24 protein-coding genes are annotated in these 24,709 nt (G+C 64.7%); 6 read left to right on the top strand and 18 right to left on the bottom strand.

Annotated features, from left to right (window positions below):
* Positions 1-54: 54 nt before the first annotated feature.
* On the top strand, positions 55-678 hold the full coding sequence (locus tag AC3RCJ_RS02585) for a TetR/AcrR family transcriptional regulator (RefSeq protein WP_492957864.1): 624 nt from the start codon (positions 55-57) through the stop codon (positions 676-678).
* On the opposite strand, the gene AC3RCJ_RS02580 is transcribed toward AC3RCJ_RS02585, so the two are convergent.
* Positions 651-1,760 carry a WD40/YVTN/BNR-like repeat-containing protein gene (locus AC3RCJ_RS02580; RefSeq protein ID WP_492957862.1) on the bottom strand — a complete coding sequence of 370 codons (1,110 nt, stop codon included), beginning with the start codon at positions 1,758-1,760 and terminating at the stop codon, positions 651-653. The genes AC3RCJ_RS02585 and AC3RCJ_RS02580 overlap by 28 nt on opposite strands.
* A gap of 2 nt (positions 1,761-1,762) precedes the next feature.
* Positions 1,763-2,032 carry a MoaD/ThiS family protein gene (locus tag AC3RCJ_RS02575; protein WP_492957860.1) on the bottom strand — a complete coding sequence of 90 codons (270 nt, stop codon included), beginning with the start codon at positions 2,030-2,032 and terminating at the stop codon, positions 1,763-1,765.
* 92 nt (positions 2,033-2,124) lie between these two features.
* Here AC3RCJ_RS02575 and AC3RCJ_RS02570 point away from each other — a divergent pair, with 92 nt between their 5' ends.
* On the top strand, positions 2,125-2,436 hold the full coding sequence (locus AC3RCJ_RS02570) for a hypothetical protein (RefSeq protein ID WP_492957858.1): 312 nt from the start codon (positions 2,125-2,127) through the stop codon (positions 2,434-2,436).
* A gap of 18 nt (positions 2,437-2,454) precedes the next feature.
* Here the strand turns inward: AC3RCJ_RS02570 and AC3RCJ_RS02565 are convergent, their stop codons facing one another.
* From AC3RCJ_RS02565 to AC3RCJ_RS02515, 11 genes are all read right to left on the bottom strand, one after another.
* On the bottom strand, positions 2,455-4,134 hold the full coding sequence (locus AC3RCJ_RS02565) for an outer membrane protein assembly factor BamB family protein (protein ID WP_492957856.1): 1,680 nt from the start codon (positions 4,132-4,134) through the stop codon (positions 2,455-2,457).
* A gap of 113 nt (positions 4,135-4,247) precedes the next feature.
* Positions 4,248-4,550, bottom strand: coding sequence for a 2Fe-2S iron-sulfur cluster-binding protein (locus tag AC3RCJ_RS02560; RefSeq protein WP_492957854.1), 303 nt, complete (start codon positions 4,548-4,550; stop codon positions 4,248-4,250).
* Positions 4,551-4,559: 9 nt separating this feature from the next.
* Positions 4,560-5,711: a Gfo/Idh/MocA family protein gene (locus tag AC3RCJ_RS02555; protein WP_492957852.1), complete on the bottom strand. Its 1,152-nt coding sequence runs from the start codon at positions 5,709-5,711 to the stop codon at positions 4,560-4,562.
* A 9-nt stretch (positions 5,712-5,720) separates the two neighbouring features.
* Complete coding sequence (locus tag AC3RCJ_RS02550; protein WP_492957850.1) at positions 5,721-6,773, bottom strand: sugar phosphate isomerase/epimerase family protein; 1,053 nt, start codon at positions 6,771-6,773, stop codon at positions 5,721-5,723.
* A gap of 93 nt (positions 6,774-6,866) precedes the next feature.
* Entirely contained in the window at positions 6,867-7,835 is a 969-nt protein-coding gene (locus AC3RCJ_RS02545; RefSeq protein WP_492957848.1) for a substrate-binding domain-containing protein, read from the bottom strand.
* A gap of 61 nt (positions 7,836-7,896) precedes the next feature.
* A complete protein-coding gene (locus tag AC3RCJ_RS02540; RefSeq protein ID WP_492957846.1) occupies positions 7,897-8,904 on the bottom strand; it encodes an ABC transporter permease in 1,008 nt (335 codons plus the stop codon).
* On the bottom strand, positions 8,885-10,372 hold the full coding sequence (locus AC3RCJ_RS02535) for a sugar ABC transporter ATP-binding protein (RefSeq protein WP_492957844.1): 1,488 nt from the start codon (positions 10,370-10,372) through the stop codon (positions 8,885-8,887). Before AC3RCJ_RS02535 ends, AC3RCJ_RS02540 begins: the two co-directional genes overlap by 20 nt.
* Entirely contained in the window at positions 10,372-11,400 is a 1,029-nt protein-coding gene (locus AC3RCJ_RS02530; RefSeq protein WP_492957842.1) for a LacI family DNA-binding transcriptional regulator, read from the bottom strand. The genes AC3RCJ_RS02535 and AC3RCJ_RS02530 overlap by 1 nt, the downstream gene beginning before the upstream one ends.
* 236 nt (positions 11,401-11,636) lie before the next feature.
* Complete coding sequence (locus tag AC3RCJ_RS02525; RefSeq protein ID WP_492957840.1) at positions 11,637-12,542, bottom strand: glycerophosphodiester phosphodiesterase; 906 nt, start codon at positions 12,540-12,542, stop codon at positions 11,637-11,639.
* 25 nt (positions 12,543-12,567) lie between these two features.
* Positions 12,568-13,611, bottom strand: a complete 1,044-nt coding sequence (locus AC3RCJ_RS02520) for a hypothetical protein (protein WP_492957838.1) — start codon at positions 13,609-13,611, stop codon at positions 12,568-12,570.
* Complete coding sequence (locus AC3RCJ_RS02515) at positions 13,608-14,378, bottom strand: hypothetical protein (protein ID WP_492957836.1); 771 nt, start codon at positions 14,376-14,378, stop codon at positions 13,608-13,610. The genes AC3RCJ_RS02520 and AC3RCJ_RS02515 overlap by 4 nt, the downstream gene beginning before the upstream one ends.
* 192 nt (positions 14,379-14,570) lie before the next feature.
* On the opposite strand from AC3RCJ_RS02515, the gene AC3RCJ_RS02510 reads away from it, so the two are divergent.
* The 4 genes from AC3RCJ_RS02510 to AC3RCJ_RS02495 all read left to right on the top strand — a co-directional run bounded on the left by AC3RCJ_RS02510 (position 14,571) and on the right by AC3RCJ_RS02495 (position 18,979).
* Entirely contained in the window at positions 14,571-15,980 is a 1,410-nt protein-coding gene (locus AC3RCJ_RS02510) for a caspase family protein (RefSeq protein WP_492957834.1), read from the top strand.
* Positions 15,981-16,064: 84 nt separating this feature from the next.
* The gene (locus tag AC3RCJ_RS02505) at positions 16,065-16,886 is read left to right on the top strand and encodes a hypothetical protein (RefSeq protein ID WP_492957832.1); all 822 of its coding nucleotides are present in this window, start codon (positions 16,065-16,067) and stop codon (positions 16,884-16,886) included.
* A 49-nt stretch (positions 16,887-16,935) separates the two neighbouring features.
* Positions 16,936-17,667, top strand: a complete 732-nt coding sequence (locus tag AC3RCJ_RS02500) for a hypothetical protein (protein ID WP_492957830.1) — start codon at positions 16,936-16,938, stop codon at positions 17,665-17,667.
* Positions 17,668-17,713: 46 nt separating this feature from the next.
* Positions 17,714-18,979, top strand: coding sequence for a DUF6445 family protein (locus tag AC3RCJ_RS02495; RefSeq protein WP_492957828.1), 1,266 nt, complete (start codon positions 17,714-17,716; stop codon positions 18,977-18,979).
* A 118-nt stretch (positions 18,980-19,097) separates the two neighbouring features.
* On the opposite strand, the gene AC3RCJ_RS02490 is transcribed toward AC3RCJ_RS02495, so the two are convergent.
* The 5 genes from AC3RCJ_RS02490 to AC3RCJ_RS02470 form a co-directional block, all read right to left on the bottom strand.
* Positions 19,098-20,039 carry a LysR family transcriptional regulator gene (locus tag AC3RCJ_RS02490; protein WP_035823672.1) on the bottom strand — a complete coding sequence of 314 codons (942 nt, stop codon included), beginning with the start codon at positions 20,037-20,039 and terminating at the stop codon, positions 19,098-19,100.
* Positions 20,040-20,132: 93 nt separating this feature from the next.
* Positions 20,133-21,107: a glycoside hydrolase family 43 protein gene (locus AC3RCJ_RS02485; protein WP_492957826.1), complete on the bottom strand. Its 975-nt coding sequence runs from the start codon at positions 21,105-21,107 to the stop codon at positions 20,133-20,135.
* A 4-nt stretch (positions 21,108-21,111) separates the two neighbouring features.
* Positions 21,112-22,086, bottom strand: coding sequence for a galactofuranose ABC transporter, permease protein YjfF (gene yjfF, locus AC3RCJ_RS02480; protein WP_492957824.1), 975 nt, complete (start codon positions 22,084-22,086; stop codon positions 21,112-21,114).
* On the bottom strand, positions 22,083-23,168 hold the full coding sequence (locus AC3RCJ_RS02475; protein ID WP_492957822.1) for an ABC transporter permease: 1,086 nt from the start codon (positions 23,166-23,168) through the stop codon (positions 22,083-22,085). Before AC3RCJ_RS02475 ends, yjfF begins: the two co-directional genes overlap by 4 nt.
* Positions 23,165-24,706, bottom strand: a complete 1,542-nt coding sequence (locus AC3RCJ_RS02470; RefSeq protein WP_492957820.1) for a sugar ABC transporter ATP-binding protein — start codon at positions 24,704-24,706, stop codon at positions 23,165-23,167. Before AC3RCJ_RS02470 ends, AC3RCJ_RS02475 begins: the two co-directional genes overlap by 4 nt.
* Positions 24,707-24,709: the final 3 nt, after the last annotated feature.

Below are 24,709 nucleotides of genomic sequence, written 5' to 3'. Positions count from 1 at the left end.
TGGCAAAGTAAACCAGGAGGTGTAAAATATTGTTTTCAAAGGAGATTTCCCGCCATGGCCGCACCGCAACGCCTCACCGACCGCAAGCGCGTCGCCATCGTCGATGCCGCCATCGCCGAGTTCCGCGACCACGGTTTCGATGCGACCAGCATGGACAGGATCGCCGCCACGGCCGCCGTTTCCAAGCGCACCGTGTACAACCATTTCCCCAGCAAGGACGAGCTGTTCGCGGAAATCCTGCAGCGCATGTGGGAAAGCAGCATGGCCCAGCCCGCCGTGCCCTATGTGGCCGACCAGCCGCTGCGCCCGCAGGTGCTGGCCCTGGTCGAGCAGAAAATGGCCTTGCTGTGCGACGCGGCCTTCATCGACCTGGCGCGCGTGATCTTTGGCGAAACCATCCACTCGCCCGAGCGCGCGCAAGCCATGGTGGCGCGCCTGAATGAAAAGGAAACGGGCTTGAATATCTGGATCCGCGCGGCGCAGCAGGACGGGCGCATCAAGGCGGGCGAGACGCTGGAAGTGGGGCACCTGCTGATGGCTCCACTGAAGACCTTTGCCTTCTGGCCGCAGATCACCCTCGGTGAGCCTCTGCTGGGCCCGGCACGCCAGCGCGAAGTGACGGCACTGGCCGTCGATATCTTCCTGTGCTACTACGGCGTGGCAAAACAGACGGCATAAACGGGCGGCAAGTGGGCGGAGATGGTCTGCCAGTGCTCGCCCTCGTCGCCCGAATACCAGGCGCCGCCCGTGGTCGACGCCATCAATAAACTGCGCCCGTCGTCGGCCAGCGCCAGCCCGTGGCGGTACACCAAGTCATAGCAGTGCTGCTGCGGCAAGCCCGCGCGCAACACCTGGAAGGTTTTGCCGCCGTCGCGCGTGCGCGTCACGGCCAGCGCACCGTCGAGCGGAATGCGCAGCACGTCCGCCTGCGCCGGCACGAACCAGGCCGTGTCGCCATCGCGCGGATGCACGGCCACGGCAAAGCCGAAATGCGACAGCGGCGCCGTGGTGACTTCCTGCCAGTGCCAGCCGGCATCTTCCGAGCGCCAGATGCCGTTATGGTGCTGGCACCACAGCGCGTCGGGCATGCCGGCGCTGCGCACGATGCGGTGCGGGTCTTGCACGGCTTCGTTTTCATCGAGTTCGGGCGGCATGTAGTCGGCGCGCATGCCCGTCGCGCTCAAGGCCCAGCTGGCGCCGCCGTCCAGCGTTTGCCACACGCCGCCGCAGGACACGCCGACCAGCACTTTACTGCTGTCGCGCGGGTCGACGCAGATGCTGTGGATGCCGGGCACGTCGTAGCCGCCGCCAAACCACTGCGCCCGCTGTGGCACGTTCCACAACGCTTCCACCAGCTGCCAGCTGTCGCCGCGGTCGCCAGAACGGAACAGGCCGCCAGGCAGGGTGCCCGCCCACAGCACGCCGGGCTGGTCCGCGCCGCCGGCCGCCAGCGCCCAGATCTGCCGCAGCGTCCAGTCGATGGCATCCGTGCTACCTTCCGGCTTGGCCGGATAGGCGGGCACGGCGACTTCCTGCCAGGCGCCGGCGCCCGCGTCGAGGCGGTGCAGCTTGGCGCCGAAGTGGCCCAGGTTCAGGGCCGCGTACAGGGTGCCGTCGCGGCCATCGTGCAGCAGCATGGAGACGGGGTCGCCGGCAAACTGCACCAGCGCCAGCTGCCAGGCGCCGGCCGTATCGACATCGAACTGGAACAGCCCCTTGCGGGTGCCGAGATACGCGCGTTGCGCCCTGCCTGGTCCCATGATTAACCTCCAGAAAGTGCCTGCAAGATATACACCTGGCTGTCGGGCCGCAAGACATCATCGAGCACGCGGCGTTCGCGGCAGCGCGCGCCGTCGATGAAGATCACCACGTTCGGACGCAAGGCGCCCTGCTCGTCGAGCACGTAGCCGCGCAGGCGCGGCTGCCGGGCAAACACGGCATCGAGGGCGGCGCGCAGCCGTGGCGCCGCCACGTCCACCGTGGGGACGTCGAGGAAGCGTGCCAGTTGCTGGGTGAAATGCAGATGCGCCATGCGGTTCTTCGAGGTCGTCGGCCTGGACCCATTCTAGTCCGCTTTGCGGCCAATACAATTAAAATAGGGGCAAGCACACAAGGAGGCCAGGCATGACGATTACCCCGGAAGAACTAGCGGTGCTGATGCAGGAAGTGGAAGTAGCCGACCCGATCGACTTTGCCGACCTGCCCTTCAACGAGCAGGAATTGCGCGGCCTGATCGCCAACCACCTGTGCGAGATGGCCGACGCCATGGAAAGTTTCAGCCCGGAAGACCGCAACCTGGCCCTGCTGGCCGTGGCGGCCAAGCTGGTGCTGGAAAACCTCGTCTTGCACGTGCAACTGCTGCGCCGCCACGGCTTGCCCGTGGGCGACAGCGTGGAGGCGCTGCTGCAGCGGCTGCGGGGCGGTGGCCAGTCCTAGCGGACCACCGCGCCACCTTTACTGCAGGTTGATGGCCGTCACATAGCCGATATTGCTGCCATAGGCACCTTGCCCCGAGCGGATATACAGCACGCCATTGCGCGACAGCGACAGGGTGCCGCTCAGGCGATAGGTCCATGCCGCCTGGCGGCTGGCCAGGTCGAGCGCATGGGTGTTCCTGCCACCTGCCACAAACAGCAGGTTATCGGTCACGATCAAGTCGCCATTGAGCACCTCTTCGCCCACGCTGGCCAGCGGCCAGGTCCACAACACGGCGCCATCGCTGACGTTGCGCGCCTCGAGCACCTTGCCGCTGTCGTTGCCGACATAAATCACGCCGCGCGCCACTACCGGCTGCGTGGTAAAGCGTCCGTTGACCGTCCAGCGCACGCTGCGGCTGCCCGCATCGACCAGGCTCAAGCTGTTGTCGACCGACTTGCCTGGATACGGCCGCTGGTTCAGCAGCAGCACGGTGTTGTCATCGACCAGCACGGGCGCCTGGCGCAAGGAACTCTTGCCGGTGCCGCCAAGCACCTGGCCCGGCACGGCCACGCTGAAGCGCTTGCTGCCATCGGCAATATTGAAGGCCGTCAAGGTGCCTGCCGCATTGCTGTACACGGTGCTCGCATTCACGGCAGGCGTCCACTCATCCACATTGCCCAGCTTGGGCAAGCCCAGGCTCGCCGACCAGCGGTTCTGGCCCGTCGTCGCGTCCAGGCTGATCACGTCATTATTGCCGCCGAGATAGGCATTCCCGCCGAACAAGGTCGGCGCCGTCATCGGCGAGGTGGCCACCAGCACGCCATTGGTATTGGGCTGCCTGGCCACGGCCAGCCGGGCACCGGACAGCGCATCGAAGGCATAGACATCGTTGACCCCTGCCATGAGCAGGCGGTTGCCGGACACGCCAGGCGCGCCCAGCACATCGCCCAGCTTCAGCTCCGTTTGCCACGCCGCGGCGCCGTCCGTTTCCGACAGGGCCGACAGCTTGTAGGTGTAGATGTATTTGAATTTCTCACCGGCATCTGCCACCGAAACTTCTTCATTGAAATACACGAAGCCATTCGCCGCGACCAGCGGACTGATGCTGGTGCTGACGCCGCTGGCGTTGACAGCGCTCTTCCATGACCAGCGGCGCGTGAATTTGCTGGCGTCGAGCGTGACGGGCACGTAAGCCGTGTGCGCCGCATTGCCGTTGTAGCCCACCCAGTCGGCGGCACCGGACAGCGGGCGCAGGGGTGACAGGGTACCCTTCATGCCTGCCACCGTGATGCTGTAGCTGGCCGTGCGGGGCTGGTAATTGGGCGTGCCGGGGAAAGGGCTGACGGAAACGGCAAAGTCCACCGTCCCCGTGTACGTGCCTTCGGCCAGGCCCGGCTTGACGCTGAAATCCATCAGCCACGAACCATCGGCCTGCTTGATGCGGTTCACCGTATCGAAGACCTTGGTGCCGCCGGCCGGTTTTTCGTCCCACAGCGGACGCTGGTCCGTTACCTTGGCGTACAGCATCACCGTCGCCTGGACCTTGTTGCAGGTTTCACCGGGCTGCTGCACGCAATTGAGACTGACCTGCGACAAATCCATCGCCTGTTCCGGCGATTCGCCGCCGCCGCCTCCGCAGCCGGCAAGGGAGAGTGCGCCCAGCATCGTCACAGGCCAGACAGCGGCCCGCAGCCGCACTTGCAAGAAAGTCGTCATTCCGTGTCCATGTTGAGTTTCATTTCCTCCACGATAGAGGTGAGCTTGAAACTTTGGTCATCTTTATAACATGGGAATTATTCTGAAAATCTAACAAATTCTCACCAAGGGACTCACTTGCGCACGGCCCGCGCCTGCAAGGTGAGATCGCTTTCGGCCACGGCCACGCAGGGCAGGATGTAGCCGTCGAGCCGTTCATCGGGGCTGATGCCGGGCCAGTCCACCGTGTAGCGGATCTTTCCTTCGGGCATGTGACAGAGACAGGTGCGGCAAGTGCCGTTGCGGCAGGAACTGAGCAGGCGGATGCCGGCCAGCTCGGCGGCGGCCAGCACGGTGGTGCCCGCTTCGGCCGGGAATTGCCAGCCTTGCGGAAGGATCGTGATGGTAAAGGTGGTGACGGTCAGGGGCGCGTTCATGTGCCCAGTTTAACAGTCCGCCACGGTGGTCCAACTGCCGCCCTGCGCATGGCTGCGCAGCACGGCTTGCGCAAAGGCCAGGCCCGCCACGCCGTCAATCACGGTCGGCAGCCAGCGGGCTTCCTCGGGCACGGGCAAGCCAGCCTGCAGGGCGCGGATGGCCAGGGCCGCATCCAGGTACAGCTGGGCGAACGCTTCCAGATACCCTTCCGGATGGCCGGCTGGCACGCGCGTGGCGTGGCGCGCGGCCGCGCTGTCGACCCGTCCCGGACGCAGCAGCTGGCGGTTGCCGCCCTGCGGCGTGCACCACAGTTCATTCGGTTGTTCCTGGTCAAAGTCCAGCTGCGCCTTGCTGCCGAACAGGCGCAGGCGCACCGTGTTTTCACACCCCGTCGCCACCTGGCTGGCCCACAGGGTGCCTTTCGCTCCGTTGGCGTAGCGCAGCATCACCTGCACGTGGTCGTCCAGGGTGCGGTGCGGAACAAAAGTCGACAATTCCGCCAGCACCTGCTGCGGCGTCAAGCCGCTGACGAATTGCGCCAGGTGGTAGGCGTGCAAGCCCACGTCGAGCAGGGTGCCGCCCGGGCCAGCTTTCAGCGGGTCGTTATGCCAGTTGCCCTCGCTCATGCCACCCGCGTGTATCGCGTCAGCCAGCCAGTCCTGCGAGTATTCCACCTGCACGAGGCGCAGCGCGCCGATCTCGCCCGCCTCGACCATCGCTTTCGCATGGCGCAGCAGCGGGTAGCCGCTGTAGGTATGCGTGAGCGCAAACAGCAGATTTTTCCGCTCTGCCAGCGCCGCCAGCGCCCGGCCTTCCGCCAGCGAGATGCCCAGCGGCTTGTCGCAGATCACGTGGATGCCCGCTTCCAGGAACGCCGTGGCGACGGGTGCGTGCAAATGGTTCGGCGTGACGATGGCGACCGCTTCGATGCCATCGGGCCGCTGGCTTTCGGCCTGCGCCATGGCGCGGTAATCGCTGTAGCAGCGCTCCGGAGAAAGATGCAGCGCCGCGCCGCTGTCGCGCGCCCGCTGTGGGTCGGACGACAGGGCGCCCGCCACCAGTTCATACTGGTCGTCGATGCGCGCCGCGATGCGGTGCACGGCGCCGATGAATGCGCCCTGCCCGCCCCCTACCATGCCCAGCCGTAAGCGTCGCTGCATGTCGTTTCCTTATTTCAAGCCCAACAAATGGTTGATCTGTCCTTGGTCAACCGCGCTGCCCGCGAAATCGTCGAACGCATGTTCGGCCACGTGGATGATGTGTTCACGGATGAAGCGTGCGCCCTCGGCCGCGCCATCCTCCGGGTGCTTCAGGCAGCATTCCCATTCCAGCACGGCCCAGCCTGGAAAATCGTACTGCGCCAGCTTCGAAAAGATCGCCTTGAAATCGATCTGCCCATCGCCGAGCGAACGGAAGCGCCCGGCCCGGTCTTGCCAGTCGCCATAGCCGCCATACACGCCCTGGCGCCCGTTGGGCCGAAATTCCGCATCCTTGACGTGAAAGGCCTTGATGCGCGCATGATAAATGTCAATGAACGCCAGGTAATCGAGCTGCTGCAGCACGAAGTGGCTGGGGTCGTAAAGAATGGCCGCGCGCGGGTGGTCGTGGACGGCGGCAAGAAAGCGCTCGAACGTCACGCCGTCGTGCAAATCCTCGCCCGGATGCAGTTCGTAGCAGAGGTCCACGCCGGCAGAGTCAAACGCATCGAGGATGGGCAGCCAGCGTTTCGCCAGTTCCGCGAACGCCGTCTCCACCAGCCCGGCGGGGCGCTGCGGCCACGGGTACAGGTAGGGCCAGGCCAGCGCGCCGGAAAACGTCACGTGCGCCGTCAGCCCCAGACGCTGCGAGGCGGTGGCCGCCCACAGCAGCTGCTGCGTGGCCCAGGCCGTGCGGGCCGCGCTGTCGCCACGCACATGCTCGGGCGCAAAGCCGTCGAACAGCGCGTCATACGCGGGATGCACGGCGATCAGCTGGCCCTGCAAATGCGTCGACAATTCCGTCACCTGCAAGCCATGGCGCGCCAGCAGGGCTACCACGTCGTCGCAGTACTGCTGGCTGCCTGCCGCTTGTTCCAGATCAAACAGGCGCGGCGCCGTGGGCAGCTGCAAGCCCTTGTAACCCAGGCCGGCCGCCCATTGCGCCAGGTGCTCGAGCGAGTCGAACGGCGGCTCGTCGCCGAGGAACTGGGCCAGGAAGATGGCCGGGCCCTGGATGGTTTTCATGTCAATGTCCTGTTGAAGAAAGCCGGGGTCAGACCCTCAATGCCGCTAACGCAAAAGTCATTGCTGGCGGGCGAGGGGGTCTGACCCCAGAATTTAAAAAGGCGAGTTCGGAAAGTAAAACTGCTTGGCGTTCTCGCGCGTGATCAGCACCGAGGGGATGATCGTGTTGGCCGGCAATTTATCACCTTTCAGGCGCGCTTCCGTCGTCAGCTTGATGGCGTCGTACATGAACTTCGGCGAGTACGACACGTCGGCCACGATCAGCGGGTCGGAACCGTCCATGATCTTTTTCACGGCGCCCTTGGCGCCCGCGCCGCCGAACACTTGCTTGATGTCCGTGCGCTTGGCTTGCGCGATGGCCTTCTGCACGCCGATGGCCATGTCGTCATCGGCGGCCCAGACGGCGTCGATGTGCTTGAAGCGGGTCAGGTAATCCTGCATGACCTTGAAGGCATCGTCGCGGTTCCAGTTGCCATACTTGGCGTCCAGCACCTTGATGTCGGGATGGCCTTTCATGACGGCGGAAAATGCATCGTAACGCTCGTTATCGAGCGTGGTCGGCATGCCGCGCAGCACGACGATATTGCCCTTGCCATTCAGACTTTTCGCCAGGTATTCGGCCGGCAGCTTGCCAAACGCCGTGTTGTCGCCCGCGATATACGCGTCCTGCGACTGCGTGTTCGTCAAGCCACGGTCCACCACCGTCACGTAGACGCCCTTGCTTTTCACCTGCGCCACGGGCTGCGTCAGTGAGGCCGATTCGATGGGGAAGATCACCAGGGTGTTGATCTTGTTCACCGTCAACATGTCCTGCAGCTGGTTTGCCTGCTCGGGCGCCGTGGCGGCCGTCTTGACGATGATTTTCACGCCCGGATGGGCTTTTTCCAGCTCCGCCTTGGCTTGATTCGCCCACCACACGATGCCCGAGGTAAAACTGTGCGTGGCCGTGGGAATGGCCACGCCCACGACCAGCTTGTCAGCCGCTTGCGCCGGCCCCATCGGCAACGCCCACGCCTGCATCACCAGCACCGCCATCCCTGCTACCCGTATAAAGCTCTTCATGCTGCTCTCCTCCAAGGTTGTGGGCGCCCGTTGGCCGCCCTTTCAGAACGTCGCTATGGTTTTATTTGCGGCCTCGCTGCAGGAAGGCGACGGCGATGATCACCACGCCTTGCACTGCGGCATTCAGGTAGACACTGATGATGCTGGTCAAATTCAGGATATTGCTGATCACGGACAACAAAATGGCGCCGATCACGGTGCCGACGATGCGCCCTTCTCCCCCTTTCAGGGCCGTGCCGCCGACGACGACGGCGGCAATCGCTTCGAGTTCCCACAGCAAGCCCGTCGTCGGCGTGGCCGAGCCCAGGCGCGGCACGTACAGCACCGTGGCGATGCCCACGCACACGCCCAGCAGCATGTAGGTGGCGATTTTGACTTTATCGACGTTGATGGCCGCATAGCGCGCCACTTGCTCGTTGGAACCAATCGCCTGCACGTGGCGGCCAAAGGTCGTGCGGTTGAGGATGACGGCACCGGCCGCCGCGACGAACAGAAAGATCCAGATCGGGATCGGCGCACCCAGCACGCTCGTGTAGTAGACGGGGCTGTACAGCTCGGACAGGGTGGCGTCCAGGGTCAGCGCGCCGCCATCGGCCAGGTACGTGAGCACGGCGCGGAAAATGCCCAAGGTACCCAGGGTGACGATGAACGGTTCGATATTGCCCTTGCTGATCAACAAGCCGTGCATCAGGCCGAAGCCGGCACCGAGGATCAATGCCATGGCGATGCCCAGCACCAGCATGGTGATCGGCGCCAGCTCGCCGCCCGCGCCTTGCGCCAGCGCATTCATGAAATAAATCATGCAGCCGGCGATCAGGGCCGCCATCGAGCCGACCGACAGGTCGATGCCGCCCGAGATGATGACGAAAGTCATGCCCACGGCGATGATGCCGATGAAGGCCGTGCGCGTGAGCACGTTCATCAGGTTATCGAGGGTGGCGAAATCGCCATTGAGCAAGGTGCCCGCGATGCACAGAGATAACAAGCCCAGCACGGGGCCGAAACCCTTGATGCGCGCGCCAAAGTGGCCAATCAGGGATACGGTGGTGTCAGTGCGTGCCGGTTGCATGGGCAATCAACTCCTCTTCGGTCAGGTGGTCGGCGGACAGGGTGGCTTGCAGGGTGCCGGCGCGCATCACGGCCACGCGGTGGCACAGGCCGATCAATTCGATCAGTTCCGATGAAATCACGATCACGGCGCGCCCTTCGGCGGCCAGGCGGTGGATCAAAAAATAAATGTCGCGCTTGGCGCCCACGTCCACGCCACGGCTCGGTTCATCGAGCACGACGACACGGGGGTCCGAATGCAGGTATTTGGCCAGCGCCAGCTTTTGCTGGTTACCGCCCGACAACATGCGCGCGCGGCTGGCGAGGTCGCCCGTGCGGATATGGAAATCCCCGACGGCCCTGTCCAGCGCCTGTTTTTCGGCATTGACGTCGAGCCACGGCCGCGCATAGCGCTCCATCGTCATCATCGTGAGGTTTTCGCGCAAGCCCAGGTTCACGTGCAAGCCCTTGCCCTTGCGGTCTTCGCTCAGATACGTCATGCCGTGCTGCATCGCTTGCTTGGGGCTACGGATGTCGACCTCTTGGCCATTGATCTCGATCAAGCCCGCGCTGCGCGGGCGCAGGCCCAGCAGCGCTTCGAACGATTCCGTGCGCCCCGCGCCCACCAGGCCCGCAAAGCCCAGCACTTCACCGGCGCGCACCTCGAACGACAGGTCTTTCGCCCAGCCGGGCACGCAGAGCCCCTCGATTTTCAGCAGCACAGGAGCTTCTTTCGCCAGCGGCACTTTCGCGGGGAACATGTCCGACAATTCGCGCCCCACCATCAGGTTCGCCATCTGCTGGCGCGTCAGGCTGGCCGTCGGCTCGCGCGTGACGAAACGCCCGTCGCGCATGACGATGACCTCGTCCGTGTTGCGCTCCACTTCATCGAGCTTGTGGGAAATATAGAGGATGGTGACGCCATCGCTTTTCAGCTGCGCCATGACGGCGAACAGGCGCTGGGTCTCGGACGACGTCAGGGTGGCCGTCGGCTCGTCCATGATCAAAAAGCGGGCGCGGCGCGACAGGGCCTTGGCGATTTCCACAAGTTGTTTCTCGGCGACGATGAGGTCGCGGATCTTGGTGTCGGGCGACACGTCCAGCCCCACCTGTTTCAGGTAGCGCGACGCTTCCTCGCGCATGGCGGCCTCGTCGAGCAGCCAGCAGTGCGTCTGCTCGTGGCCTAAAAACATGTTCTGCACCACCGTCAGGTGCTCGGCCAGGTTGAATTCCTGGTGGATCAGCACGATGCCGGCGGCCTCCGCCGCGCGCGAACTGGCGAAGCGCCGGGGCTGGCCATCGATCAGCAATTGCCCCTCGCTCACGGCCTCGTAGCCGGCGAGGATTTTCATCAGGGTCGACTTGCCGGCGCCGTTTTCGCCCAGCAAGCCATACACGCGCCCGGGCGACAGGGTAAAACTGACGCCATGCAAGACGCGCACGGGTCCGAAATCCTTGCACACCCCCTCGAAACCGACGGCAACGCTCACTATGCACTCCCTCGCAGAATTAATCGGTGCTGCAGCAACACGCCCGGCACGCTGGCTGCCGGGTCCGCCAGCCGCTGCAGCAGCAGGCGGGCCGCCGTCTCGCCCAGCTCGCGCATCGGCTGCGCGATGGTGGTCAAACCGGGGGCCATCTGCGCGGCGATGGCGATATCGTCGAAGCCGATCACGGCCACGTCCTCGGGTACGCGTTTTTTCAGCTGGCGCAGCGCGCTCAGCACGCCGATGGCCAGGGTGTCGGAGACGGCAAAGATGGCCGTGGGCGCATCGGGCTGCGCCATCATGCGCAAGGTGGCGGCCGTGCCCGCCTCATAGTCGAGGCTTTGCACCGTGTGCACCCACTGCGGCCGCACGGGCAGTCCGGCCCCCGCCAGGGTGTCCAGATAGCCTTGCTGGCGTTGCCGCGCGTACAGATAGCGCTCGTCGGAGTTGATCAGGCCGATGCGCGTATGGCCGCGCGACAACAGGTGCGCGACGGCGTCCGAGGCGGCGCGGTGGTTGTCGATGCCGACGTAGGGCACGGCCACGGCGGGGTCGAATTCGCAGCAGGCCACCCACGGCAGGCTGGCCGATTCATGCGACAAGGCATGCTGCACCGTGTCCGGGTCCAGGCAGATGGCGCCGTCGGCGCGGTGCATGCGCAGCAGGTCGAAGTAGGAGCGCTCGCGGCCCGCATCGGCGCCCGTGTCGCACAGCAGCACGAAATAGCCGTGTTCGCGCGCCACCGTGTCGATGCCGCGCACGATCTGCGCATAGAAGGGGTTGCCCACGTCGGGCACCATGGTGAGCAGCATGCGGCTCTCGGCCGTGCGCAGGCTGCGCGCCAGGTGGTTCATGCGGTAGCCGAGCGCGGCCACGGACGCCAGCACCTTGTCGCGCGTGGGCGCCCGCACCCCTGCCTGCTCGTTCATCACGCGCGAGACGGTGGCCACCGACACGCCCGCGTGGGCGGCAACGGCGCTGATGGAGACGGCGGCATCGGCTGGCGAATGCCCGGGAACGGCTGGTGGCATGGATTTTCCGCTAAATGTAATCGATTACATTTATATGCCAGCTTGCCGCGCGATGCAAACATTATCGATGTTGCGGTGCGGGAGAACGGTGCCGCCGTTCCGGCGGCGTCCTTGAACGGCGGCGCCAGCGGCGCGAGCAGGAACCGGCGCTTGTCGATATGCCTGCGGAGAAGAGCGTGGGCAGCGCGCCATGCCGCCGGCGCAGTGCCGGCGAGCGGGCCGTAGCCTGCCAGGTCCTACTCCAGCATCGCGCAAAACGCATCGGCGCTGCCGTCGATGACGACGCCGCTGGGCCAGCGCTGGCTGCGCTGCTGCGCGCGCAGCAGCGCGGCGGCCAGGGCCGAGTCGCCATCGGCCGCTTGCACGAAGACGGGCATGTTCAAGGTCGCCGCGTCCGTCAGCAGCCGGGGATTGGCATCGAGGCTGCGCGCATCGAGGTGCACGCCGACCGGCATGCCCACCTGCGCCTGCAGGCGCTGCAGCCAGGCCTTGTCCAGCCTGGGCGGGCGCGCATGCCGGGCGCCGAGACGGCTGACCGGCCTGGCGTCGGCTGGCGGCACGGGGCGTGCGGCGAGCACGACCAGCCCCAGGTAGCCGTGCGGATCGGCAGCGCGCGCACAGGCGAGGTTGCCCGCCGCCGCCGACGTGAGGAACCAGTTGCCGTGCTTGATGCCGGCGCGCAACTGCGTCACCAGCGCGGCCACGGGCGCGCACGTGGCGGCGGCCTCCTGGATTTCCCCGTTCAGTGTCTTGTGCGGAAAGGCGCTGGCCAGGTCGGCGACGTCGCTCACGAAGGGCGGCGTTTCCGCCGTGGTGCTGGCGTGCAGCTTCATGCTGGCGGCGCGCCAGGCGTCGGCATCGAGCTGGCGCAGCGCATGCACGGCACCGCTGTCGACGACCCGGCCCGTCTGCGCGTCCGCATGCACGACCCAGTTGCCGTCGCCCAGCTGGCGCAACGGTGCCTCGACGCCATCCCAGGTGCCGAAATAGGCATTGCGCAGCGCGCTCAGCGCATGCTGCGGCGCTTCGCCCGCGCCCCGGCGGGCGTGCACCTTCATGCCCAGGCAGTCGGCCTGCACGGCCGCGCTGCATAGGCTGAGCAGCACGGCAATCGATCCAGATATCTTATGCAGACTAGTCATTGATTGCCTTTTCTTATGATGGCGCTCAGGGATTGATCACGGCCAGCGGATTGCCCGGCCCCGGCGGCGGCAGCACTTTCTGCCGCGTGCGCGACAGCAGCGTGAAGGCGCCCAGTGTATCGGGTCCGCTGACGATTTCCAGCTGTTCGCGCTGCAGCCAGGTGCGGATTTCCGCTTCGCTGGCGTCGGCGCGGAACAGCACGCGGATGCGCACGCCCGTCTCCACGCCGCTGCCGCCGCGGTACTCGGCAGTGCCATCGGATGGCGCCTCGCGCGGCAGGAACAGCCAGGCCGATTGCACCACCATCACGCTGGCGGCCACGGCTGTCACCACTTTCAGCCAGCGGCTGGCGTTCGCCGCCCGGCCTGGCAGCGCCAGCGGCGCCGTGACGGCGGCATCGGCCGTGGCGGCCGGCGCCGCCGTGGCGATCTGCAATTGCGCCAAGCCCTGGCGCAACAGTTGTCGGTAGGCCAGCCGGTCATCCTGGTGCAATGCCGTGGCCAGCGGCGTGCCCGTCAAGGCATAGTCGTGCCCCAGGGCCACGCGCGCGATCACGCCGGGCCTGGCCTCGGCGGCATTCTCGCGGCCGTGCGCTTCCAGCCAGCGCGCCGCCTGCAAGCGCTCCTGGCTGAAGACGCCCAGGCAGGCGCCCAGGTCGCCGACAGCAAGTTCCACGGGCATGTCGCACAGTACCAGTGCGGCGCGGGGATCGACGGGCGCGTCGCGCGCCTCGATCACCAGGCCGCAGGCATCCGCGTAGGCCGCATCCGACGTGACGAGCCAGCCGCGCCAGCGCTGGCCCTGGCTGCTCCAGGCATCGAGCAGCACGGCGCCAAAGCCGGGACGGCGCGCCAGCAAGTGGATCTGTCCGCCGGCGATGGGCCGCCCGGCCAGCGGCGCCGCATCGCTGCGGCGGCCCAGGCGTTCCAGCAGGTGGGGCGGCACGGCAATGCCGCGCCAGTCGGGAAGCGCTTCGTTCACCACGTCCTGCGCCAGCAGTTCAACGGAAGACGGGGGGGATTCCAAGCGCGCGGCAACGATGGCCAGCGAGGGCGTCAGCGCAGTCATGCCTGTGGCCTTTCATCAATGTTCAAGCGAGTGGAGGCGGAAGCCGGGGAGTGCATGTCCACGGATAACGCGGCCACGCATAAAATATCCAAAACTATTTGCGCCGCGTCCATATCGCGCGCCGCCAGCGCATCGCCCACGCGCAGCTTGAGCAGGCTCAAGACCCAGCCGCCCAGCAAGGTGGCGCGGTGGGCCGGCTGGACGAGCTGGCGCCCGGCGCTGCTGGCCTCGCCCTTCTGCCGGTGCACCAGGCCCAGCTTGCCGCCATGGTAATGCGCGGAAGCGATCTGCTCGGCCAGTTCCTTGACGGGCATGCCGCCGCAGCCGCAGTGGCGCAGCAGCAAGATCAAATCCTGCGGCAGGGTGGCGATGAACTGCTCCGCCGCCACGCGCACCTGTGCCGGCGTCAGCTGGTAATCGCGCAGCGGTTCCACATAAGCGTCGGGCGCGGGCAGGTCGCAAGCCTCGCCATCAATGGGCACGCCATCGCGCCGCTTGCGCAGCTGGTCGATGATGAAGCGCTTGAAATACAGGTACAGCGCGCCCGGATGCAGCGGCGCCGCCTCGCTCTCGCCGCCCAGCACGCGCTCGACGAAATACTGGTGGCGCAAGTCGGCCAGGGAATCGCCGAGCGACGCCGCTTCGCGCGGGCGGCACGGCGCCAGCGCGGCGATGACGCGCTGGTAAAACTCGGCCAGCTCGCCTTGCGTCAACTGCTGGCGGCGGGTCCAGAAATCATGGATGCGTTCAAATGGTTCCGATTGCAAAGCCGGTCCGATCGTGTGTGGGGGCAGGGGCGCCACCGGGCCGTCGCGAGGCGGCGCGCCGGTGGCGGGAAAATACCCGGGCGAGCCAGGGAAAACTTGTCAGTAAGGTAAAATGCATTCAGGCAATTTTCGCATATCAGTGGGAAAATCGCTAACCTTTTGCTATTTCAACACCAACCGCCAGAGATACCGATGCGCCGCCTTTTCCTGCTGTTTTCCACTCTCGTCCTCTTGCTCTGTACCGGCATCGCGCACGCCGCCATCCAGGCCGCCGCAGGCGGCAACGGCAATAGCGCGGGCAAGCGCATCGCCCTGGTGATCGGCAATGCCGCCTATCCGCAGCCGCTGTTAAATCCCGTGAACGATGCGCGCGCCATGGCCGAGCGCCTGCGCCGCCTGGGCTTTGAAGTGCTGCTGCGCACGGACATCAATGGCGCGCAATTGCAAAAGGCTTCCGCCGACTTTTCCACGCTGGCGCGCGGCGCCGATATCGCCCTCGTGTTTTACGCGGGCCATGGCGCGCAGGCGGGCGAGGCCAATTACGTACTGCCCATCGGCGCGAACATGAACGCGCTCAGCGCGGCCGCCATCGCCGCACAGGGCGTATCGGTGTCCAGCCTGGCCGGCGACTTGCAGCGCACGGGTGCGCGCGGCGCCGTGCTGATCCTCGATGCTTGCCGCCAGGAATACACGCGTGGCGGCGCCGTGATGGTGCCCGGCGGCGGCAATGCGGCCAGCCACGGCTTTGCCGATACGCAAACACCACGGGGCGTGGTGATCGCCTATTCGGCGGGACCGGGCGCGCTGGCGCGCGATTTCTGGTCGCCCGACTCGCGCAACAGCCCGTATACCAGCGCCCTGCTCGACGCGCTCGATGCGCCGGGCTTGCCCATGAGCGACGTCTTCTCGCAAGTGGCGGCAAGAGTGGCCGCCATGACGCATGATGTGCAAAAGCCGCGCGTCTCGTTCGGCGAAACGTCGGCGCGCCTGGTGCTGAACATGGGCAGCGGCAAGGGCGTCAGCCAGTCAACACCGGGCGTGCTGGCCGGCGCGCAAGGCCAGGGCGGCATGCGCGCACCGGTCCCGGCGCCTGCGCCAGCGGTGGAGAAGCCAGCCGCCCCCGGCGCCAAGGTATGGCCCGGTAATGTATTGCAAGACATCAACTACGAAATCCGCATGCAGATCGCGGCCCGGCCATTTCCGCGCCAGCAGCTGGAAAAGCGCGCGCGCGGCGGCGATCTGGTGGCGCTGACGGCCCTCGGCTATGGCATCGGCGGCGGCGACGCCGGCATCAAGCAGCCGAAGGCGGGCATGCAATGGCTGGAAAAGGCGGCCGCCAAGGATTTCCCGATTGCCCAGACCTATCTGGCTGAGTTGCTGATGGTCAAGGGCGACCCGGCCTCATTGAAACGCGCCGGCGTGCTGCTGGACGCCGCCTCGCAAGCCGGCTACAGCCCCGCCCATGCGTATAAATTCGACCTGGCGCGGCGCACGGGCGCGGCACCGCAGGACGCGGCCCGCCATCTGCAGGATGCCTTCATGGGCTTGATGAAGGATTACCAGGGCGCCGCCAAGGACGTTTTGCAGCCGCCGAAAAAATAATTCAAAATAATTTTAGATTTCCCTGAACTGCCCCCGTTATCCGTGGGTACATGCAATACAGCATGACAGTGACCAGGGAAAACCATGCAAACATCGAGCCCAGCAACAATCACCACCGGCCAACGCGGCCGCATCATGACCTACCAGTCGAGCGGCCTCGGCACCGTCAGCATCGAGGGCGTGCAATATCCATTTGACGTCAGCAAGCACTGGCGCTCGGACACCGCGCCAGCCCTGAATGCCGTCGTTGACGTCTGCCTCGACGCCGCCGGCGCCATCGAGACCCTGCGTGTCGTTTCTACCCAGCAATTGGCACAGGAAGACATGGCCGTCGCGGCAAAACTGGCGCGCGCCAAGGGCCATCAACTGTGGAGCAAGGCCGTCGCCATGCTGGGCCTGCCGGTACTCGCCAGTATCGCTGCCCTGCTGGCAGGCGCCTTCCTGTTCAATGTGCTGGACATGCGCCTGTATGGCAACAGCAGTTTTAGCTTCTGGGAAATGCTCGGCATGCCCATCGACAATCTGGAGCGCCTGTCGCAAGGGACCCGGAGCAGCTTTACCTCGGGCCGCTTCTTCTTCCTGCTGGCAATCGGCGCCTGTTTTGCCAGCCTGTTCATCCACAACGCCAAGGCCGCGCTCGGCAAGGCCGCCCCGCTGCTCTTCCTGCTGATCTACAGCGCCAGGCTGACCATGACCGTGCGCGACTCGGTCAGCGCCTCGACCGCCGGCGTGCAAAGCCTGCTGGGCGGACGCAACAATGAAATCGCCAGCCGCATGGCCGATGAAATGCTGTCCCAGGTCTGGCACAGCATGTCGTTCGGCGTCGGCAGCTACCTGTTGCTGGCGTCTGCCACCGTGCTGGCCGCCTACGGCTATGGCGAATACAAGCGCAAGACCATCGGCTAAGCCGCGACCTTTTCACTGTCTCCCCGTAACTTACTCTGAAGGAACTATCATGCAACGCACCCTGCCCGCCCTGTTCGCCATCGCCCTGATCCTGTCCGCCTGCGGCAAAACCGACACCGCCGCGTCGACGGCGCCAGCCCCCGTCGCCACCAGCACGGCCGACCTGGCCGCGAAAGCGCAAGTCAAGGCGGCCGCCGCCAGCCTGCCGCAAGCGGACGCTGCCACCCCAAGCGCCAGCTATGTCGACATCACCAGCGGCAATCAGCTGATGTACAGCTACATCGCCCTGTCCGGCGTGCCGCCCGACTATGCGGCCGTGGCGCAGCGCATCTCGCGCGAATATGCGGGCAGCAACGACGCCTTCCGCAAGCAGGAAGTGCTCGACGCGCTGAAACCGCAGATCGACGCCAAGGTCAATGAAGCCAAGACGAAGCGCTACCTGCGCTACCAGATCAACGGCCAGGGCGCGCTGTCGCCGTACGCGATGGACAAGGCCGCCTTCCCCGCCAAGTTCGCCGAAGCGGGCACGTATTACTACATGTACGACAACGGCGACTACAAGCTGGCGTTCAGCAACGGCGACGGCTACTCGCTGCTGAAGGTGGACCAGGAGGCGGCGCGCAAGATCGAGGCGGCCCGCAGCGGCTACAAGGACTTCGCCATCATCGTGTATGCCTACGCCCAGGAAGCGGACATGGCCAGCAACCAGGTCAAGGCGCAGATCGTCAAGGTGGCGATCAAGCTGAACGGACAGGAAATTCCTGTCAGCCAGGCGCTGTAGAACGAGCTCGGTTACACTGTTCGCCACATTGCATCGGGATAGCGACATGGGCGAACAGACACTGGCGGAACAACAGCTGGCCAAGGGCCGGCAACTGCAGCAGCAAGGCAAGCTGATCGAAGCGATCAACGCTTACCAGGCTGCTTACAAGCAAGATCCGGCCCTGGCCGAAGCGCAGCATTTCCAGGGCCTGGCCATGCTGGAACTGGGCCAGGGCGCCCTCGGCCTGGGCCTGTTGAAACTGTCGCTCAGGCAGCAGCCCGACAATGCCCTGTTCCACTACAACCTGGGCAACGTGCTGCGCGGCACGGACAGCGAGGCGGCACTGGCCAGCTACGCCACGGCGGCGCGGCTGGCGCCGCACGAACACGATTTCGCGATTCTACATGCGGAATTGCTGATGGGAAAACAGCGGCTGATGGAGACCATCGCGGAACTGGAACGTGCCCATGCCCTGCGTCCCCAGCGCTGGCAAACCCTGCAGGGCCTGGCCGAGCTGTATTACCGCACGGGACAGCAGGAACCGGCGCTGGCCCGCTATGCGCAAGCCCTGGCCCTGCATCCGGCGCTGGCGCAAACCTGCCGTATCGGCTTTGCCAGCCCGCAAGCGGACCAGGCAGAAACTTTGACACCGATCAACGTCGCGCCCTCGCTGCAGGAATTCCTGCGCGAAACGGATTTGCACATCCTCGACGATTTCCTGCCCGACCCCATCGCATGGCGCGCCCAGGCGCTGGCGCTGCCGTTCGAGCAGCAGCGCTATGCAGGACAGAATTATCCGGGCAGCCAGACGGCGGGCCAGCCCAGCCAGGCCATCATGGAACGCATCGCCACGGCGCTGGGCCGTCCCATCCGCTTCATTTCACCCGACAACGGCTCGTATCGCCTCAGCTATGCGGACGCGATGGCGCGCACCGATATCCACGTGGACAACGAGACGGGCAACAATTTCAATTTTTATGCGGGCGTGCTGTATCTGAACCCGCCCGAGCAGTGCCAGGGCGGCACCACGTTCTGGCGCCACACGCCCAGCGGCTGGTACCGGCGATTGCCCGAAGCGGACGTGAAGGCGGGCGGCTACGCCAGCTTCAAGGACTTCCAGAAACGCTGGCTGCCGAACAGTAAAGTGCAGAAATTCAACGAGTTACAGGAACAGCGCGACAGTTGGCAAGCGCTGCTGGAAGTGCCCATGCGCCACAACCGATTGATCGTGTACAAGGGCCATTACTTTCACTCGATCAGCAATGTGTTTGGCGACACGCCGGAAAATGGACGATTGGTGCAGCTGTTTTTCTTTGAGGTGCCGGATTAAGTATGCTGCACGAGTATTGTCGGATTACGCCCTGCGGGCTAATTCGACCTACCTGTCACCGGACCATGCGTAGGTCGGATTAGCGGAACGCGTAATCCGACACAACCACCGCCTCGGGTCAATACATGTCGGCGGCCGTCGCCCGCACAGCTTTCAACAGCATATCCGCCCCCGGCGACAACAGATGATCCTGCTGGCGGATGATGCCGAAGGCATCCATCTTGCACGGCAGTTCGATCGGCAAGATGCTCAGCACGTTCAGCGATTCATAGTAATGGGCCACTTCCGTCGGCATCACGTGCAGGGAATCCGTCTGCTGCAGCAGGGATGTGATCAAGAGCAAGGCGGTGGTGTCGACCACGTCCACGGGCGGCTCCAGGCTGGCGCGGCGGAACATCATGTCGAAGCGGTGGCGCAGGATGCTGCCTTGCGGCGGCAAGATCCACGGCTGGCCCGCCAGATCCTTCAATTGCAGATTCTTGCGCGACAGCAGCGGGTGGCCATTGCGCGCCACGGCGCTGGCCGGCTCTTCCGTCAATTCCTCGTAGATGAGTCCGGCGCTGCTTTCCTTTTCCAGGATGCGCCCGATCATGAAATCGAGCGTGCCATGCTGCAGCATGTCCATCAGGGTGTTGCTGTGCTCCAGGTGCACGCCGATGCGCATCAGCGGCGCCTGCTGCTTGATGCGGGCAATCGCGCGCGGCAGCAAGGCCATGGCCGGCGTCATGATGACGCCCACTTCCACCTGGCCCGTCAGGCCTGATTTGAGCGCGACGATATCGTCATGCGCCAGCGACAGGCTCGTCAGCGCCATGCGCGCGTGGCGTATCATCGTTTCGCCGTAGATGGTCGGCTCCATGCCGCGCGGCAAGCGGTCGAACAGGCGCACGTCGAGCATCTCTTCCAGGTCCTTGATTTGCTTGGACGCGGCCGGCTGCGTCATGTGCAATTCTTCCGCCGCGCGGTGGATGTTGCGCTGCTCGTCCAGGGCGATCAACAGCAGCAATTGCCGCGTCTTCAGGCGGGCTCGCAAGAACCAGTTGGGGTTGAGGGTATCCATGAATAAATCATATCATGATCGATATCAGTTTCTCACTGAGATCGATCTTATTGATATCGGTGTGTCTCCTTTTTGAGCGTCGTCAAGCAGCGATCACGATGCCTTGCAGGCCGCGCTGGGATTGGCGGCCGGGCCAGCCGTTTGCTGGATGAATTCGATCGTGCCGTCCGGCTTGTATTTCAGCTCTTCCACGGCCACGGAGCGCCGGTATTCTCCGCCGCCCGGCAACTTGTCGTTGTGATAGAAGATGTACGACTTGCCGTTGAATTCGATGATGGCCTGGTGAATGGTTTTCACGACGGCATTCTTGTCCATGATGGTGCCGCGGAAATGCCACGGACCTGTCGGCGTGGGACCCGTCGAATACGCCGTCTCTTCCGGGAAGTTGCGCGAGTACGACAAATAATACGTGCCCGCATGCTTGTGCATGTAGGCCGCTTCCGTAAACGCATCCATGCCGAAGGTCAATATCGGGCCGTCGAGCTCCGTCATGTTCGCCTTGAGCTTGGCGTACTTCAAGACCGTGTTGCCCCAGTAAAGATAGGCCTGGCCATCCGTGTCGATGAAGACGGCCGGGTCGATATCGTCCCACGGGATCGCCGTCTGCTTCGTCATGTCATTCGTGACCAGGGCGCTGCCGCGCGCATCGACGAACGGCCCCGTGGGGCTGTCGGACACGGCCACGCCGATGGCTTTGCCGGGAATGGTCTTGTGGTCGACGGTCGAATAAAAATAGTATTTATTGCCGCGCTTGACGATGTCGCCGGCCCACGCATCCTTGCCGGCCCAGGCAAACGTGGAAAAGCGCACGGGCGAGCCGTGGTCCGTCCAGTTGGCCATGTCGCACGAGGAATACACGCGCCACTCGTTCATCCGATAGTCCGTGTCCGTGGCGCTCGCTTCATCGTGGCCGACGTACAGGTACACCCTGCCATTGTCGACCAGCGCGGCCGGATCGCCCGTGTAGATGTTTTTCACGATGGGGTTGGCCGCCTGCGCGCCGAACGTGGCGCAGGCGAGCGCTGCCGCCATGCCGATGGCTGCGGCACGTGTGTGTTGCTTCAACATAAGGTTAACTCCCGTTGGTGGTTTTCTGGCCCATGGCCATCAGTCTTTGCACGACGCAAAAGACAAACAGCAGGCCGCCGATGACGATCTTGGTCCACCACGAGCTGAGCGTGCCGTCGAAGGCGATCAGGGTCTGGATGGTGCCCAGCACCAGCACGCCGGACAGGGCGCCCGCCACGTAGCCGTAGCCGCCGCTGAGCAGGGTGCCGCCGATGACGACGGCGGCGATCGCGTCCAGCTCCGTGCCTTGCGCATGCAAGCCATAACCGGACAGCATGTAGAACGAAAACAGCACGCCGCCCAGGGACGCACAGAAGCCGCTGAAGGCGTAAATGAAGACCTTGGTGCGGCCCACGGGCAAGCCCATCATCAGGGCCGACTGTTCATTGCCGCCGATCGCATACACGGCGCGGCCGAAGGGCGTGGCGTGCGCCAGCCAGATGGCCAGCAGTAACGTCAGCACGGCGATGACCACGCCGGGCGACACAAAGCCGCCGAGGAATTGCAGTTGCGTCTGCGACATGGCGACGAACAGCGGGTCATCGATGGTGATGGAATTGATGCTGATCAAGTAGCACAGGCCGCGCGCCAAAAACATGCCGGCCAGGGTGACTATGAACGGTTGCAACTTGAAATAATGGATCAGCGCGCCCATGCCGGCGCCAAACACGGCGCCCAGCGCCAGCACGCTGGCGATCACCAGCAGCGGCGGCCAGTGCGCCACGTTCAGCAGCCAGGCGGCGATCATGGTCGACAGGGCCAGCACGGAGCCGACGGACAGGTCGATGCCGCCGGAAACGATGACAAAGGTCATGCCGATGGCGATCACCAGCAAAAAGGCGTTATCGATCAACAGGTTAAAGATGACCTGCGTCGACAGCAGGCCCGGATAGGCGGCGCCGCCCAGGCCCAGCATCACCACCAGCAGCAGGACCGTGACGAGCGAGGTGAAATACGGGGTATGCAGCAAACCCTTCATGCTTTTCTCCGATGCAGCAATTGCTTGAATTCCGACGATTGCGACAGGCAAACGAGGAAGACGACGACGGACTTGACGACCATGTTGACTTCGGGCGGCACGCCGAGCGAATAGATCGTGTAGGTCAGGGTCTGGATGATGAGCGCGCCTATCATGCTGCCGACGAGGCTGAACTTGCCGCCCGCCAGCGAGGTGCCGCCCAGGGTGACGGCCAGAATGGCGTCCAGTTCCAGCATCAGGCCCGCATTGTTGGCGTCCGCGCTCTTGATGTTCGAGCTGATCATCAAGCCCGACAAGCCCGCGCAGGCCGCGCAAAACACATAGACGAAAAAGATCAGGGTCGCCGTCCGGATGCCGGCCAGGCGCGCGGCGACGGGATTGATGCCGACGGCCTGGATGAACAGGCCCAAAGCGGTCTTGCGCATCAGCACGGCCGTGATGATAAACACGGCCGCGACGAGGAACAGCGAGAACGGCAAGCCGAACAGGTAGCCGCTGCCGATGAAAAAGAACGGCTGATAGTAGACGGTGACGATCTGGCCATCCGTCAGCAATTGCGCCAGGCCGCGTCCCGCCACCATCAGGATCAAGGTGGCGACGATGGGCTGCAAGCCCAGGCCGGCCACCAGCACGCCATTCCAGGCGCCGCACAGCAAGGCCGCGCCCAAAGCCGCCGCCAGGGCCCAGCCCATGGGGATGTTGCTCACATAGGTAGGCACGCCATTGTCCATCACCATGGTGCCGCCGATCAGCATGGCGGCCACCGTGCCGGACAGGGCCACGACGGCGCCCACGGAAATGTCGATCCCGCGCGTGGCAATCACCAGGGTCATGCCCAGGGCCGCCAGCATCAAGGGCGCCGCGCGATTGACGATATCGATCACGCTGCCGTACAAATGGCCGTCGCGCACTTCCAGATGGAAAAAGCCGGGGATGGCAAAAAGATCGACCAGCAGCAGCAAGCACAACGCGGCCAGGGGCCGGCTCAGGGGATGGTGTAAAACGGTATGCACAATGGAAGAATCCGTGGTGGCAGCCGCCCGCGCCGCAGGGGCGGCGGGCGACGATGTGAATACGCTCATGCTGTCTCTCCGGCAATCACTTGCAGCACGGAACTGTCATCGAGCTCGCCGCGCGCATAGTCGCCGCAGGCCTTGCGGTCGCGCATGACCAGAATACGGTCGCTGCAGCGCAGCACTTCGGGCAGTTCGGACGAAATGAACAGGATGGCCATGCCCTTGCGGCACAGCTTGCTGACATAGCTCATGATTTCCTGCTTGGCACGCACGTCGATGCCGCGCGTCGGTTCATCGAGGATCAGCATGGCCGGCGACGTCACCAGCCAGCGCGCCAGCAAGGCTTTTTGTTGATTGCCGCCGGACAGGCTGCCGATCGGGGTTTCGATGCTGGCCGTCTTGATGCCGAGCGCCTTCACGTATTCATCGGCCAGCGCCTGCTGGCGTTTAAAGGGGATGGCGCGCAGCAAGCCCGTGCGGGCTTGCAAGGCCAATATGATGTTTTCGCGCACGGAGAGCGACAGGATCGCACCCTCGTGCTTGCGGTCTTCCGAGCAGAAACCGATGTCACGGGCAATCGCGTCGCGCGGCACGGCGAAGTGGCGCGGCTGGCCCTGCATGGTGATCGTGCCCGAGTCGGCCTTGTCGGCGCCAAACAGCAGGCGTGCCAGTTCCGTGCGGCCGGAACCGAGCAAACCGGCCAGGCCCAGCAATTCACCCTGGCGGATGTGGAAATCCATGGGCAGCAAGGCGCCCTTGCGGCCGAGGCCCTGCGCTTCCAGCACGGTCGGTCCGAAGCTGGCCGCGCCCGCTTCTTGCGCCAGGTCAAGCTCTTGCGCCACGGTATCCGCCGCCACGCCGATCATTTTATTGACCAGCGCCAGGCGCGACAGTTCGCTGCATGCGTATTCTCCTTCGCGCTCGCCATTGCGCATCACCGTGATGCGGTCTGAAATGGCGTAGGTCTGGTCCAGGAAGTGGGTCACGAACAGGATCGCCATGCCCTGTGCGCGCAGGCGGCGCAGCACGGAGAACAGCAGATGGACTTCCGCCTCGTCCAGGCTGGACGTGGGTTCGTCGAGGATCAGCACGCGGGCCGAAATGTTCAGCGCGCGCGAAATGGCCACCATTTGCTGGATGGCCAGCGGAAAGCTGGACAATTGCGCCGTGACATCGATATCGATCTGCAATTGCTGCAGCAAGGCACGCGCCTGTTGCTGCATGGCACGCCAGTCGATAGCCCCGAAACGGCGCGGGTAGCGGCCGATAAAGATGTTTTCCGCCACCGACAGGTTCGGACACAGATTGACTTCCTGGTACACGGTGCTGATGCCGAGCGCCTGCGCGTCCGAGGTGGAAGCGGGGGCGATGGGCTTGCCGTCAAACAGGATCTGGCCGCTGTCGGGCGTGTAGACGCCCGTCAGCACCTTGATCAGGGTCGACTTTCCCGCGCCGTTTTGCCCCATCAGGGTGTGCACTTCGCCCGGATACAGGCGCAGGGCCACATCGCTGAGGGCTTTGACGCCGGGAAAGGCTTTGCTGATGCCGCGCAACTCCAGCAAGGGAGCTGGCGCGGCAGAGTGATGCGCTTGCGTATTCATCATGCG

Source organism: Janthinobacterium sp. GW822-FHT07H11 (genome assembly GCF_058798615.1).
Note: the sequence above shows the minus strand (reverse complement) of the source record. Positions and strands in the feature narration are given on the sequence as shown.